This window comes from Dokdonia sinensis, from assembly GCF_003688895.1.
GTDB lineage: Bacteria > Bacteroidota > Bacteroidia > Flavobacteriales > Flavobacteriaceae > Dokdonia > Dokdonia sinensis.
Window position 1 is genome coordinate 119080 of record NZ_REFV01000006.1, and the last position, 13114, is coordinate 132193.

Here is a 13114-nt window from a genome sequence, read left to right on the forward strand (position 1 = left end):
GTTAATCCCTTGTTAAATGTTACTTTGGCATACATAACTATATCACTAGAGTTCTTAAAAATTCCTTAACAGGACTCTAAAACAAGGCTCATTATGGTATTTTCCAACCTCAAAAAATAATATATGAAAATTCACTACCTACTCGGCTTTTGTTTTCTCTTTTCCTTTGGGCTCCAGGCGCAAAGTGACTACCAGAACGAGCAACAAGTCACCGCCACTTTAAAGAAGATAGCTTCAAATAAAAATGCTCAGCTAAAATCATTAACAAAAACAGCAGGCGGTAAAGACATCTGGATGCTCACATTATCAGCTGGTGCACCAGATGCTCATCCGGGTATTGCCATTATGGGCGGTGTGCAGGGCGATCATTTACTGGGAACAGAGCTCTCAATCAAAATGGCAGAAAATATCCTACAAAATCATCCTGAGGCACTCAAAAAGACAAGTTTCTATATTTTCCCGAATTTAAGCCCTGATGCAACTGCGCAGTATTTCTCAAGTATGAAATATGCGAGACAAGGCAACGCCAGTCCCACAGACGATGACCGTGACGGAAAGGTAGATGAAGATCCTTATGAAGATTTAAATGGAGATGGAATCATCACAATGATGCGGGTAGAAGATCCTACGGGAGACTACCAGATGCTGGAGGAAGACAATCGAATAATGGTCAAAGCAGATCCAAATAAAGGCGACCGAGGTACCTACAAACTACTGTCGGAAGGCCGAGATAATGACAAGGACGGCGTTTTTAATGAAGATGGAGCTGGTGGTGTATATTTCAACAAGAACTTTACCTTCGGATTTCCTTATTTTGAAAAAGGAGCTGGTGAGCATCCAGTTTCTGAAGTAGAACATAGAGCATTACTAGATTACCTATACACACAATGGAATATTTATGCGATACTCACTTTTGCTCCTGAAAACAACTTATCAAAACCTTTAAAATACGACAAGGGTAAAGCGTCAAAAAGAGTTATCACCAGCATCTTAGAAAATGATGCAAAACTCAACGAGATGCTCTCTGAAATGTACAACGAGATCATCCCAAAAGACGACGCGCCCGAAAATCACGGAGAAGGCGGTAGCGCGTTTGAGTGGAGTTATTTTCACTTTGGGAGACTAGCAATGAGCACTCCCGGATGGTGGCCCGAAAAAGCCAAAGGCGACTCCATAAACAAAGCGCCAAAAGACAAACACGCAAACTTCCTACGCTATGCGGAAGAACAGGGTATGGAAAACGTATTCATCCCTTGGCAAGAGGTACAACACCCAGATTTTCCTAATAATAAAGTGGAAGTAGGCGGTATAAACCCCTTTGCAATGACGCATCCTCCCTACCCGCTTGTAGATAGTATCGCAATAAAACACACAGATTTTATTCTCAAAGTAGCCCAGATGCAACCAGAATTGCAACTCGTAAATCTCAAACAAGAAAAAGTAGACAATAATTTGACAAGAATCACGGTAGACCTACACAATAATGGCCTACTGCCTACACATACCGAAATGGGCGATAAATCCAGATGGTTGCGCAAAATCAATGTGTATATGAAGGTAAATGGCAATCAGCAATTGATTTCTGGTAAGGGTCGCCAAGTTATAGAAAAGCTGGACGGTGATGGCACAATGCAATTGAGCTGGCTCGTACAGGGCTCTGGAAAGGTCACTATCGAGGCTACGGCACCACAAGCTGGCACAGCGACACAAACCATTAACCTCTAAAGAAATATCACGATGAAAAATTATATATATAAATTTATTTGTGTGGTTATGGTCTCCGCTTTCGCGAAAGCGCAATCCCCACAAGACATATTTCAGGCCGCAGGAACACCGTCTAATCCCAAGGTTTCGGTAGCCTTTAATCAGTACTACACCGCCGAAGGACTTGCTGAAATCGGAAAGAAAATCGCCGATGCTCATCCCAAGCTCGTAAAGCGGATGTCCATAGGAAAATCAACCGAAGGACGAGACATCTGGCTCCTCGCCATAACCGACTCTAGCACAGGAAATCCTGACCGTAAACCCGGATTTTATCTGGACGGAAACATACACTCTAACGAAATTCAAGGTGGGGAGATAAGCACGTACACAGCTTGGTACTTGACAGAAAGTTTTGGCAAAGTGCCATACATCACAGAGATGCTCAAGGATCGTATTTTTTACATTGTAGCAACCATAAATCCCGATGCACGTAACAATTATATGAAGGAGCCTAACACAGGCAGTAGCCCCAGAGCAGGAATGATTGCGCTGGATGATGATAGTGATGGGCTTTTTGACGAAGATGGTTACGATGACCTTGATGGAGACGGTTCCATCACTCAGATGCGTCGCAAGAGCGCAACGGGAGATTATATAATTAATCCACAGGACCCACGCAGGATGATTCGTATAGGCCCCGATGATGTGGTAACGGGACAGCGTTATGAAATGCTAGGTCGCGAGGGAATCGATAACGACGGAGATGGCGTGATAAACGAAGATACACCTGGTTATTACGACCCCAACCGTGATTGGGGATGGAAATGGCAACCCGATTACGTACAGCGCGGAGCCTATAAATATCCGTTTTCTGCCCCAGAAACAAGAGCGGTTGCAGATTTTGTAAAAGCCCACCCTAATATTGCGGGAGCCCAGAGTTTTCACAATAGTGGAGGAATGATTTTAAGAGGCCCCGGCGCCGAGGAGGATAAGGACACCTACAATCGCGCAGATGTTGCCATATACGACGCTATAGGAAAAAAAGGCGAAGAGCTATTGCCGGGTTATAATTATCTCACAGTGTACAAAGATTTATATTCTGTTTTTGGTGGTGAGTTGGATTGGTTTTACGGAGGTCGTGGGATTTATACCTTCACAAACGAGATCTTCACAGGCTTTGCTTACTATAAAAATAAAGACGGCGATCGCGACCAAATTTATGATGCTGGAAAAGACCTTCTATTAGGCGACGGATTCACACCTTTTAAAGCGTATAATCATCCCACGTATGGAGAAATAGAGATAGGCGGATTTAAGAAGAACGTAGGTCGAGCGACACCTGGATTTATGCTGGAGGAAGAAGCACACCGTAATATGGTTTTTGTTTTTTATCACGCTTTCCATATGCCTCATCTTTCGGTTGGCGATGTTTCTGTAAAATCATTACCTAATGGTTACAAAGAAGTTACCGCCACTATTGTAAACAATCGCTTAATGCCTACGCACGCAAGTCAAGATTTAAAATACAACATCGAAAGACCAGATTATATCAAACTTTCTGGTGCAAAAGTACTAGCAGGGATGATAGTCGAAGACGCTGACTTTAACGTGACGAAGGAGCAGAAAAACAACCCTGAATCTATTCAAGTAAAAAATATCCCAGGAAACGATAAAGTAATGGTACGCTGGATTGTAAAAGGTGGCAATACGATGACCATTACTGTGGATAGTGCAAAAGGTGGACTGGTCGAACACAAGGTTAAGTAGATTTATTATCACATATTTAGAAAAACACAGGGGACGGAGATAATTCCGCCCCCTGTGTTGTTTCGGGCTTTGCTAAGAGATAATCCAACTAATTTAATTTTTAACTAGGAATTATTCCATAATATCGGATTATGTGTTATTTTAGCTTTCGCGAAAGTTTAATCTGAACTCGTTTCAGATTTCTAATATCTAATGTACTCTCGTCTAAAGAAGCTATGCATCCAGAAATTTACACCATCATAGACGTTGAAACTACCGGTAAGGGAATCAACGGGAATCGTATCACAGAGATATGCGTGGTGCGTATGGAAGATGGTGTGGAAACGGATCGATTTGTTTCTTTAGTAAATCCCGAGCAGTATATTCCGCCGTTTATTACGAACCTGACAGGTATTGATGACCAGATGGTTGATGATGCCCCGCTATTTGCAGACATTGCCGAACGCGTAGCGATTATAACGGAGGGAGCCATATTTGTAGCGCACAACGTAAACTTTGACTACAACGTAATACGGAATGAGTTCAAGAGAATGGGTATTAATTTTACGAGAAAGAAACTGTGTACGGTTAGACTTTCGCGTAAGCTTATCCCAAATCTGTTTAGTTATTCGCTCGGTAATTTGTGTTCGTCCATTAGCATCCCATTAAACAACCGCCATCGTGCGGAAGGTGATACAGATGCCACCGTTATTTTGTTTCAACGAATTCTCGACCTTGACCCGGAACGTGAGGTTATCAATAAATTTTTAAATGCCCGCTCTAAGGAAGCTACGCTCCCGCCCCACTTACCTGCGCGCATCATTCAAGAATTGCCAGAAACTGCGGGTATCTATTTATTTAAAGATCGAGGCGGTAAGGTGATTTATGTGGGGAAAGCAATTAATATCAAGAAAAGGGTACTTTCTCACTTTTATGAGAAGAAGAACAAAGAATACTTACTAGGTCAGGAAACGTTTCAAATAGATTATGAAGTGACTGGTAATGAGCTGTGCGCCTTATTGTTAGAATCAGAATATATCCAGCAATACTTTCCAAAATACAACCGAGCGCAGAAGATGCCTGTAAATACCTACACTATTATTTCTTATGAAAATAGGCGCGGTATTATTCAGCTGGCGGTTGCAAAGACTAAATATAGACATAGTGCAACTCAAAAAGTATTTACAAAAAACAAGGCCATTGAACAGCTTCTCGCACTTTGCGAAGAATATGAACTATGCCCACGCTTTTGTGGTTTGCAAGCAACCTTTGACAAATGTTCTCATTACAGCTTAAAAAACTGCAAAGGCATTTGTGATGGAAAAGAGAATGTTACTGCTTACAATAAGAGAGTAAAGAAGGCTTTAGCATTTCTAACAGATACTCAGGAAACCTTTGTGATTAAGGAAAAAGGGCGCACGATAGATGAAGAAGCCTTTGTTTATGTGGATAATGGGGTATATCGCGGTTTTGGTTTTGTATCTGATACCAGCCAGATATCTCACGTAGATGCGTTGGAGGACAATTTACTTCCTAAAAAAAGCACCTATCACACCGATATAATTTTAAAGAGCTATTTGAGAAACAAAAAGAATCCTACAATAATAGCCCTAGGCGCCACAGCTTGATATGAATGCGACCATATCATATAAAGAGCATTACATGAACTTGGCAAATGAGCTAGTCAAGACCTACCCTGAGTTCAACTTTGAAAATCACTGTTACTTACGAATTGCACTAGACAACGCAGTGGGAACTAAATGGGATACAAAAATTGCGAGACCAGCCTATAAAAACTTGACCATAGTTCAGCGAGCATTGGTCATCGACTATCTTGCTCATTACTTGAGCGACCGAGATATGTTATTGTCCCACAATGCGATTTCGCTCGCATATCGTGGGAAACTCGTTTAAACCAGACCATTTTTAAACGAGCTTCAACTTTATTTTGAGATAATACTAGACTATCTTGCACCATTCCCTATTTTCAAATATAAAGTAGACATCAATGCACGATAATAATATCCATAAAGAGAACTATAATTTTAAGACGCTTGTAAAAAGTGTTCCTGAGCTTCAACCACACCTAAAAAGTATCACGGGAAAAACGACCATAGATTTTAATGATGCTTCAGCAGTTTTTCTTTTGAACAAGGCGCTTCTTTTGTCACACTACGATATAAGAGATTGGAGTATTCCCGAAAATTACCTCTGCCCTCCTATTCCGGGGCGCGTAGACTATATACATCATCTCAAGGATCTAATAAATAAGAATGACGTAAAAGGTTTGGATATAGGAACCGGAGCAAGTTTGATTTACCCACTATTGAGCGCAAGTGTTTATGATTGGGAAATGACAGGTGTTGAGGTGGATGAGACCGCTTTCAAGAAAGCAAAAGAAAACCTATCCCACAACCCGCATTTAGCATCAAAAATCAATATCATTCATCAAAAAGACCGAGGCAACATCTTCAAAGGCGCCATCGCCGAAGAGGAATTCTATGAATTTACAATGTGCAATCCACCTTTTTATGCCTCTGAAGAAGACGCTGTAAAAGCAAACCGCATTAAAAATCAAAACTTGAAGGCTCGAAACCTCACAAGAAATTTCGCAGGAGTCTCCACCGAACTCTGGTGCAACGGTGGCGAAGCACTTTTTATCAAACGAATGATAAAGGAAAGCGTCGATTTTAAAACGCAAGTGGGATGGTTTACAACCCTCGTCTCAAGAAGTGAGCACCTTCCTAAAATCTATAAACAATTGGACAAATTAAAGGCAACACATAAAACTGTCGCTATGGAACTTGGGAATAAGAAGACGAGGTTTGTGGGTTGGAGGTTTTGAATTTTACTGGGCATTCAATTTATTGGCAGGTACTAAAATTAGAATAATACTAAGGCCGATGTATATGGAGAGAGGGATTTGGAAGCCGTGATAATCAAATTTTTCTAATGGGACTTCAAAGAAACGAGAAGCAATAGGCAAAAGCATCAAAATGAGACTCGCGATTTTGACAGTTCTTTTAGAATACCACTTTGAAAACAAAAGGACAATACCTAATATTCCTATAATAGCAAAAAATTGTCTTTCACTTCCAAAATCAGCCATTTCTACAATGAGCCAAAAGATAAAAGGAATACCGATCATTTGTCCCATTAATAGAATTGAGAAATAGGAAATAAGTGCTAATACTTTAAGGGACGGTTCGAGATTCACGGGCTTTGGAAAAATATGGCTTTTTACGGAATTAGATTTGTATTATTATTATAAGATTCACTTCAAATCAAACAAACTATCCACCGCAGGATACCTTTCTACCGTAAAACCTTCACCGTATTCTGTGCCGATAAGCCTTCCTAAGTCTCGCGCTCTATAATTAATACTTTCCTTAAAAGTAAGGCTGGAAATAGGTGTATCTCCACTTTCTTTATCTGAGGGGTCGTAAAACTGTGTTTTATAGGCAAACACGGCTTCACACTTTTTTTCTATAAAGTCGCTTACATCCACCACGATATCTGGCTCTAAGTTTTTCCATTGGATATAGTGGTATACGAATTTTGGACGCCATTTTGTTTGTTTCACGTTATTAACAGAAGTCTCAATCTTTTCCAATCCACTTAGGAAACAGGCGTCGCTAGCTAGTTTTGCTCCTTTGCCGTGGTCTATATGCCTATCATCTATCGCATTGCAAAGCACCATTTCTGGCTGGTATTTACGTATGATTTCTATGATTTTAAGCTGGCTCTCTTTATTGTTTTCAAAAAATCCATCGCCTAAATCGATATTTTCTCTCACAGAAACACCCAGGATTTTAGCTGAGGCGGTTGCCTCTTCCTTTCTAGTTTGTGCAGTTCCCCGAGTTCCCAATTCGCCACGAGTGAGGTCTAGGATGCCAACTTTTTTTCCTGATGCTATTTCCTTTGCAATCGTTGCGCCACAGCCTAGCTCAACATCATCTGGGTGTGCGCCTATGGCGAGTATGTCTAATTTCATATAGGTGTTTTCGTAAGTAAAATTCTAGCTTTCCACAAGCGTTACCGCGCTGTGAACTTCGGCGAGGGCTTGCTCGATGTCTGCTATTAAGTCTTCTTTATCTTCTATTCCGACGGAGAAGCGTATCAATCCATCGGAAATTCCTTGTTTTGCTCTTTCCTCTTCGCCCAGCAATGCGTGGGAAGTTTGCGCAGGACACAACATCGTACTCTCTACTCCTGCAAGGCTCATTGATGGTTTAATAAGTTTTAGTGCTTTTTGAAATGCTTCGGCATCAATGTGATCTTGAAGTTCAAAAGACATCATCCCGCCAAATCCTGTCATCTGCCTTTTGGCCAATTCATAATCTGGGTGAGATTTTAATCCTGGGTAATACACCTTGGCTACAGCATCATTTTTTGACAACCATTTGGCTAACTTCTTTGCATTTTTATTTTGTGCTTTTACACGTATCGCCATTGTTTTCATACTTCGTTCTAGCATCCACACAGTCATATCGCTCAAGCTCCCTCCCAGATTTTTGGCAAGATTCCAGATGCGCTCCGTATGTTCCTTACTAGTTGCAATGGCTCCTGCACAGATATCGCTGTGTCCGCCCATATATTTGGTCGCACTATGAATAATCACGTCAATCCCAAACTGTAGAGGATTCTGATTTACAGGCGATGCAAAGGTATTATCTATCATTGTGACAATGCCATTTGCTTTGGCAAGGCTACTCACCATAGTCATATCTGTCACTTTCATAAGCGGGTTGGACGGAGTTTCTATGTAAATGACTTTAGTTTTGGGAGTAATCGCTTTCGCGAAAGCGGCCTCATCAAGACCTTTTGTAAACGTATATTCTATTCCGTACTTGTGGAATTCCTCCACCACCAGATTATAAGTACCTCCATACAAGGTTTCCTGCAACACAATATGATCTCCAGCCTTGAGAAACGCCAGTAGCGCAGTGCTCACAGCTGCCATGCCGCTGCCAAAAATTAGTGCATCCTCCGTACCCTCAAGTGCTGCAATCTTCTTGCATAAAGCTTCTTGATTAGGTGTATTGAAATACCGCGGATACCGCTTTACGTCTACATCCATAAACGCATATGAGGAAGATAAGTAAATAGGAGAAATCGCTCCTTTGAACTGTTCATCCTTTACTTCGCCCACGTGGGTGCAGATTGTATTTATTCCTTTAGTTCTGGATTTCATAACTCATAAATTATCCTCTAAAAGTACAAAAACTTCTTACGACTGCAGTTCCAATTTCTGACAAGGAAGAGGCGTATTTTCGGCATAAATCTGCTACCTTTATGTGATATGAAATTGATTACAAACATCCATCAGTTACTTGTGACTGGAGAATTCCTTAAACCGCTCGCCGGCAAAGAGATGCACGAGCTACCATATATTGAGAATGCTTTTCTCGCCATTGAGGATGGCCTCATCTATGAATTTGGAAAGATGGAAGACCTACATCCGCTCGCCGTAGCCGAAGTTATAGATGCCACAGGACAGATTGTCTTACCCCTGTGGTGTGACTCTCACACCCATCTTGTGTATGCTGCAGACCGTGAAGATGAATTTGTAGACCGTATTAAAGGACTTACCTATCAAGAGATCGCTCAGAAAGGTGGCGGTATTTTAAATAGTGCCAAACGCCTACGAGAAATGGACATCGACACGCTGTATGAAGATGCTGCAAAACGCCTTGAATCTCTTATCGCGATGGGTACTGGCGCAATCGAGATTAAAAGTGGCTACGGCCTTACGGTATCTTCAGAGCGCAAGATGCTGGAGGTTATTGCGAGGCTCAAAGAAAACTTTGACATTCCAATAAAAGCAACCCTACTCGCCGCTCACGCTATTCCTGAATTGTATAAGGATAGACGCGAGGATTATATAAAGCTCATTGTTGAGGAGATGATTCCCGCTTTCGCGAAAGCGAACCTCTGCGATTTTATAGACGTTTTTTGCGAGTCTGGCTACTTTACGGTGGCAGAGATGGAAACCATTTTAACCGAAGGAAAAAAACACGGTTTGCAACCAAAAGTTCACGTAAACCAATTCAACTCCATAGGTGGCATTGCCAAGGCAGTAGAGCATAAGGCGGTAAGCGTAGACCATTTAGAGGAACTCACTGAAGCCGATATTATAGCACTTCAAAATGGAACAACTATTCCCGTCGCATTGCCCGGGTGTTCATTCTTTTTAGGAATTCCGTACACACTGGCGCGCAAGTTAATAGATGCTGGATTACCACTCGCAATAGCAACAGATTACAACCCGGGGTCCTCCCCTAGTGGCAATATGAATTTTATCGTATCCCAAGCTTGCGTAAACCTGCGACTCACCCCGCAGGAAGCAATAGCCGCAGCCACCATAAATGGTGCATTTGCAATGGGAATCGCTACTGAAACAGGAAGCATAACAAAACAAAAAAAAGCCAATATTATGATCACACAACCACTCAACTCTTTCAACGCGATTCCCTATCGCTTTGGAAACCCGCAAATAGATAAAATTATGATTAACGGAGAATTTATATAGCTATGCTCCCTAATTTTAGATTATCAAATGATAAACCCCTCTCAGAGCGTTTTCGGAATAAAGGTATGGATACCTTTCACGATGCGATACGCTACGTTCAGAAGTTACCTTATGGTAGAAACTCTAGCACACGCAAGGCTTCAATTATTCTGACAGAAGGTAAAGGAACCTGCTCGACAAAGCACGCGTGCCTCAAGACTCTCGCCGAAGAAAATGAAATCAATAGCATCGATTTTAATCTCGCAATTTACTCGATGAACGGTGAAAATACTCCCGGTGTAGGCCAAGTTCTCAAAAAGTATAATTTGGACTATATTCTAGAAGCCCACACTTATTTATCTTATGATAGTGAGCGTTTTGATTATACTTTCCAAAAAGCAAATAATAGGGCTTGGGAGAAAGATATCCTAATAGAAATACCCATAGACGCAGATCAAGTGGGGAGTTGGAAAAAAGAATATCATCAGTCAGTTTTAAAAAGCTGGATTAAAAGAGAAAAAATGCCATATAGCCTCGATGAAATCTGGGATATACGTGAAGAATGCATAAAGGCTCTAAGTCCTAGAGAAGTATGATACAGCTTCATTTTCATACTCAAGAAGATTCTCATAAACAACTCTCTGCTAGAGATGGAGAAACAAAACTTGGTCAGAGCATACAATACATCTCGAGCTTAGATGATCTGAAGAATCACACCTCTAGATACGTTGTTTTTGGGATTTGCGAGGACATGGGAGTTCAGGCAAATTTTGGAAAGACTGGTACCGCAAAAGCTTGGTCTGCCTTTTTAAGATCGTTTCTTAACATACAGGATAATAAATACAATCACGGATCATCTATAATACTGTTAGGACATATATCTGTCAAACCTGATTTTACAATTACAGCAGAAACCCCAAAAGAAGAACTAGGAGCTGTAGTAAGCAGAATAGATAAGATGGTTACTCAAGTCGTAAAAGCAATTGTAGCTGCTGGAAAAATTCCTATTGCCATAGGTGGAGGCCATAATAATGCTTTCGGAATGATAAAAGGGACTGCTACTGCCTTAAATACTGCCATTAATGTGATTAATATAGACGCGCACACAGATTTACGTACTGCAGATTATCGTCATAGTGGTAATGGTTTTAGATACGCTTATGAAAACGAACCTCGTCTTTTAAACAAATACTGCATTTTTGGTCTACACAAAAATTATACCCCAGCGTATATTTTCGAATGGATTGAAGCCCGAAAAGAAGAAGTAAAATACGTGTTATTTGAAGATATTATCGCAGAGAATAATGGTAGAGAATTGTATAAAGATATGATAGCAGAATTATCTGTCACGTCATTTGGATTAGAGTTAGACTGCGATGCTATAGAAAATTTTTCAAGCAGTGCAATAACTCCTAGTGGTTTCAATTTGAGTGATATAAGAAATTTAATCTCAATTACAGGTTTAAGTAAAAAATGCAGTTACTTTCATCTTTGCGAGGCAGCGCCTACTAATAAAAATATGACTCAAATAGGTAAAGCACTATCCTATATGGTTACAGATTTTATCCATTCTAAAAATGAAGATTAGACCTTTTACACATAGGGATGCAGAAACTTTTAAAGCGCTCAATGTGGCTTGGCTTCATAAGTATTTTTACGTGGAGCCTTATGATAATGAAGTCTTGAGTAACCCATTTCAATATATTTTGGAGAAAGGCGGCTATATTTTTATGGTAGATTACGAAGGTAAGACTGTAGGAACGATGTCTTTAATATTTATAGAAAACGGAGTTTACGAGTTTACAAAGATGGCGGTAGATCCTTCTGTGCAAGGCAAAGGTTTAGGGAAAAAGATGATGGAGTCTGTTATTGCTTTCGCGAAAGCAGAAAAAATGAACACCCTCATACTCTATTCTAACAGGATTTTAGAAAATGCCATCCACATCTACAAGAAATATGGATTTGTGGAAATACCTTTAGAAACTGAAAATCAATACGAAAGAGCAAATATTAAAATGAAACTAAAACTGATATGAAAAAGATACTTTTTACAATGTCCATATGTCTTGCATTCTTTGCGTGTAAGAATGACAAAAAAGAAAATAATACGGTACAAACTAATGAAGACGTAACCGTAGAATCACCTACAACAAACTTTGAAATAATCCCCATCTCCCACGCTACAATGGTTTTAAAGTGGAATGGAAAGACTATTTATGTAGATCCTGTAGGTGGTGCCGAGCTTTTTGCAGATTATGATAATCCAGACATCGTGCTAGTTACAGACATACACGGCGACCATCTTAACGTGGAAACACTTGAAGGTTTAAATATGGATAATGCCACCCTCATCGTTCCCAGTGCAGTAAATGAAAAAACACCGCAGGGAATTTCTTCTCAAATTATAGTACTAAACAATAGTAATACAGCAGATGTGCTCGGCTTTAATATTGAAGCAATCCCAATGTATAATCTCAGAGAAGAAGCTCTTAATTTTCACACTAAAGGTCGTGGTAATGGTTATGTAATTGAGAATGACGGGAAACGTATCTATATTTCGGGCGATACGGAGGATATCCCAGAGATGCGCAATCTTGAGAATATTGATATTGCATTTGTCTGTATGAACCTTCCCTACACAATGACTGAAGAAAGTGCTGCTGCCGCAGTTCTGGATTTTAAGCCAAAAACGGTCCTGCCCTACCACTATCGTGGCAAAGAAAAGATGAGTGATGTATTCAAATTTAAAAACCTTGTCAATGCCGGTAATGAGAATATTGAAGTGCTAATGATGGATTGGTACCCAGAACAGTAAGAAACTATTCTTTTCTAGGTTGCTTAGGAGGCATAGGTCCCCGAAGATGAATAACGAGACCATTTAAAAAATTACGCAAGAACTGATCACCGCATTCCATATATTTTGCGTGGTCCGGATGACGGAAAATAGCTCCCAGTTCGCTTTTAGACACTTGAAAATCTACGAGTTCACAAATCTTGATAATATCATCGTCCCTTAATTTATGGGCCACACGGAGTTTTTTAAAGATATCGTTGTTTGTAAGTGCCATAGCTTTTAAAGTTTTATGCAAGTTACGGTTAAAATTGCGCTTTCGCGAAAGCGTAATCCTCCACCTTCGTACAATTTACTTAAGA

General features: G+C 40.4%; 14 protein-coding genes. 10 read left to right on the forward strand and 4 right to left on the reverse strand.

What is annotated here, in order from left to right; all coding sequences use genetic code 11:
• Positions 1-123 precede the first annotated feature (123 nt).
• From EAX61_RS07900 to rlmF, 5 genes are all read left to right on the forward strand, one after another.
• Positions 124-1725 (forward strand): M14 family metallopeptidase, encoded by a 1602-nt coding sequence (locus EAX61_RS07900; RefSeq protein WP_201739434.1) that lies wholly within the window; start codon positions 124-126, stop codon positions 1723-1725.
• Positions 1726-1737: 12 nt separating this feature from the next.
• Positions 1738-3471 carry a M14 family metallopeptidase gene (locus EAX61_RS07905; protein ID WP_121917138.1) on the forward strand — a complete coding sequence of 578 codons (1734 nt, stop codon included), beginning with the start codon at positions 1738-1740 and terminating at the stop codon, positions 3469-3471.
• A gap of 215 nt (positions 3472-3686) precedes the next feature.
• Entirely contained in the window at positions 3687-5078 is a 1392-nt protein-coding gene (locus EAX61_RS07910; protein WP_121917139.1) for an exonuclease domain-containing protein, read from the forward strand.
• A gap of 1 nt (position 5079) precedes the next feature.
• Positions 5080-5364, forward strand: a complete 285-nt coding sequence (locus EAX61_RS07915; protein WP_121917140.1) for an acetyltransferase — start codon at positions 5080-5082, stop codon at positions 5362-5364.
• 94 nt (positions 5365-5458) lie between these two features.
• Positions 5459-6295 (forward strand): 23S rRNA (adenine(1618)-N(6))-methyltransferase RlmF, encoded by an 837-nt coding sequence (gene rlmF / locus EAX61_RS07920; RefSeq protein WP_121917141.1) that lies wholly within the window; start codon positions 5459-5461, stop codon positions 6293-6295.
• A gap of 3 nt (positions 6296-6298) precedes the next feature.
• Here rlmF and EAX61_RS07925 read toward each other — a convergent pair whose 3' ends face one another.
• The 3 genes from EAX61_RS07925 to EAX61_RS07935 all read right to left on the reverse strand — a co-directional run bounded on the left by EAX61_RS07925 (position 6299) and on the right by EAX61_RS07935 (position 8644).
• Positions 6299-6607, reverse strand: coding sequence for a hypothetical protein (locus tag EAX61_RS07925; protein ID WP_121917142.1), 309 nt, complete (start codon positions 6605-6607; stop codon positions 6299-6301).
• A 117-nt stretch (positions 6608-6724) separates the two neighbouring features.
• Positions 6725-7444, reverse strand: a complete 720-nt coding sequence (gene bshB1, locus EAX61_RS07930) for a bacillithiol biosynthesis deacetylase BshB1 (RefSeq protein WP_121917143.1) — start codon at positions 7442-7444, stop codon at positions 6725-6727.
• A 24-nt stretch (positions 7445-7468) separates the two neighbouring features.
• Positions 7469-8644, reverse strand: coding sequence for a trans-sulfuration enzyme family protein (locus tag EAX61_RS07935; RefSeq protein ID WP_121917144.1), 1176 nt, complete (start codon positions 8642-8644; stop codon positions 7469-7471).
• Positions 8645-8752: 108 nt separating this feature from the next.
• Here EAX61_RS07935 and hutI point away from each other — a divergent pair, with 108 nt between their 5' ends.
• The 5 genes from hutI (at position 8753) to EAX61_RS07960 (ending at position 12776) form a co-directional block, all read left to right on the forward strand.
• The gene (hutI, locus tag EAX61_RS07940; protein ID WP_121917145.1) at positions 8753-9982 is read left to right on the forward strand and encodes an imidazolonepropionase; all 1230 of its coding nucleotides are present in this window, start codon (positions 8753-8755) and stop codon (positions 9980-9982) included.
• 65 nt (positions 9983-10047) lie between these two features.
• Entirely contained in the window at positions 10048-10557 is a 510-nt protein-coding gene (locus tag EAX61_RS07945; RefSeq protein WP_147448352.1) for a hypothetical protein, read from the forward strand.
• Positions 10554-11549 (forward strand): formimidoylglutamase, encoded by a 996-nt coding sequence (locus tag EAX61_RS07950; RefSeq protein ID WP_121917147.1) that lies wholly within the window; start codon positions 10554-10556, stop codon positions 11547-11549. The genes EAX61_RS07945 and EAX61_RS07950 overlap by 4 nt, the downstream gene beginning before the upstream one ends.
• Positions 11539-11997, forward strand: coding sequence for a GNAT family N-acetyltransferase (locus tag EAX61_RS07955; protein WP_121917148.1), 459 nt, complete (start codon positions 11539-11541; stop codon positions 11995-11997). Before EAX61_RS07950 ends, EAX61_RS07955 begins: the two co-directional genes overlap by 11 nt.
• On the forward strand, positions 11994-12776 hold the full coding sequence (locus EAX61_RS07960) for an MBL fold metallo-hydrolase (RefSeq protein WP_121917149.1): 783 nt from the start codon (positions 11994-11996) through the stop codon (positions 12774-12776). Before EAX61_RS07955 ends, EAX61_RS07960 begins: the two co-directional genes overlap by 4 nt.
• A gap of 4 nt (positions 12777-12780) precedes the next feature.
• On the opposite strand, the gene EAX61_RS07965 is transcribed toward EAX61_RS07960, so the two are convergent.
• Positions 12781-13029, reverse strand: coding sequence for a DUF1456 family protein (locus tag EAX61_RS07965; protein ID WP_121917150.1), 249 nt, complete (start codon positions 13027-13029; stop codon positions 12781-12783).
• Positions 13030-13114 lie beyond the last annotated feature (85 nt).

Bases quoted from the DNA above. Each gene is read 5' to 3' on its own strand.
- EAX61_RS07945 (WP_147448352.1), top strand. From the start codon at position 10,048: ATGGATACCTTTCACGATGCGATACGCTACGTTCAGAAGTTACCTTAT.
- EAX61_RS07905 (WP_121917138.1), top strand. From the start codon at position 1,738: ATGAAAAATTATATATATAAATTTATTTGTGTGGTTATGGTCTCCGCT.
- EAX61_RS07900 (WP_201739434.1), top strand. From the start codon at position 124: ATGAAAATTCACTACCTACTCGGCTTTTGTTTTCTCTTTTCCTTTGGG.
- EAX61_RS07955 (WP_121917148.1), top strand. From the start codon at position 11,539: ATGAAGATTAGACCTTTTACACATAGGGATGCAGAAACTTTTAAAGCG.
- bshB1 (WP_121917143.1), bottom strand. From the start codon at position 7,444: ATGAAATTAGACATACTCGCCATAGGCGCACACCCAGATGATGTTGAG.
- EAX61_RS07910 (WP_121917139.1), top strand. From the start codon at position 3,687: ATGCATCCAGAAATTTACACCATCATAGACGTTGAAACTACCGGTAAG.
- EAX61_RS07960 (WP_121917149.1), top strand. From the start codon at position 11,994: ATGAAAAAGATACTTTTTACAATGTCCATATGTCTTGCATTCTTTGCG.
- EAX61_RS07935 (WP_121917144.1), bottom strand. From the start codon at position 8,644: ATGAAATCCAGAACTAAAGGAATAAATACAATCTGCACCCACGTGGGC.
- hutI (WP_121917145.1), top strand. From the start codon at position 8,753: ATGAAATTGATTACAAACATCCATCAGTTACTTGTGACTGGAGAATTC.
- EAX61_RS07915 (WP_121917140.1), top strand. From the start codon at position 5,080: ATGAATGCGACCATATCATATAAAGAGCATTACATGAACTTGGCAAAT.
- EAX61_RS07925 (WP_121917142.1), bottom strand. From the start codon at position 6,607: ATGGGACAAATGATCGGTATTCCTTTTATCTTTTGGCTCATTGTAGAA.
- EAX61_RS07965 (WP_121917150.1), bottom strand. From the start codon at position 13,029: ATGGCACTTACAAACAACGATATCTTTAAAAAACTCCGTGTGGCCCAT.
- rlmF (WP_121917141.1), top strand. From the start codon at position 5,459: ATGCACGATAATAATATCCATAAAGAGAACTATAATTTTAAGACGCTT.
- EAX61_RS07950 (WP_121917147.1), top strand. From the start codon at position 10,554: ATGATACAGCTTCATTTTCATACTCAAGAAGATTCTCATAAACAACTC.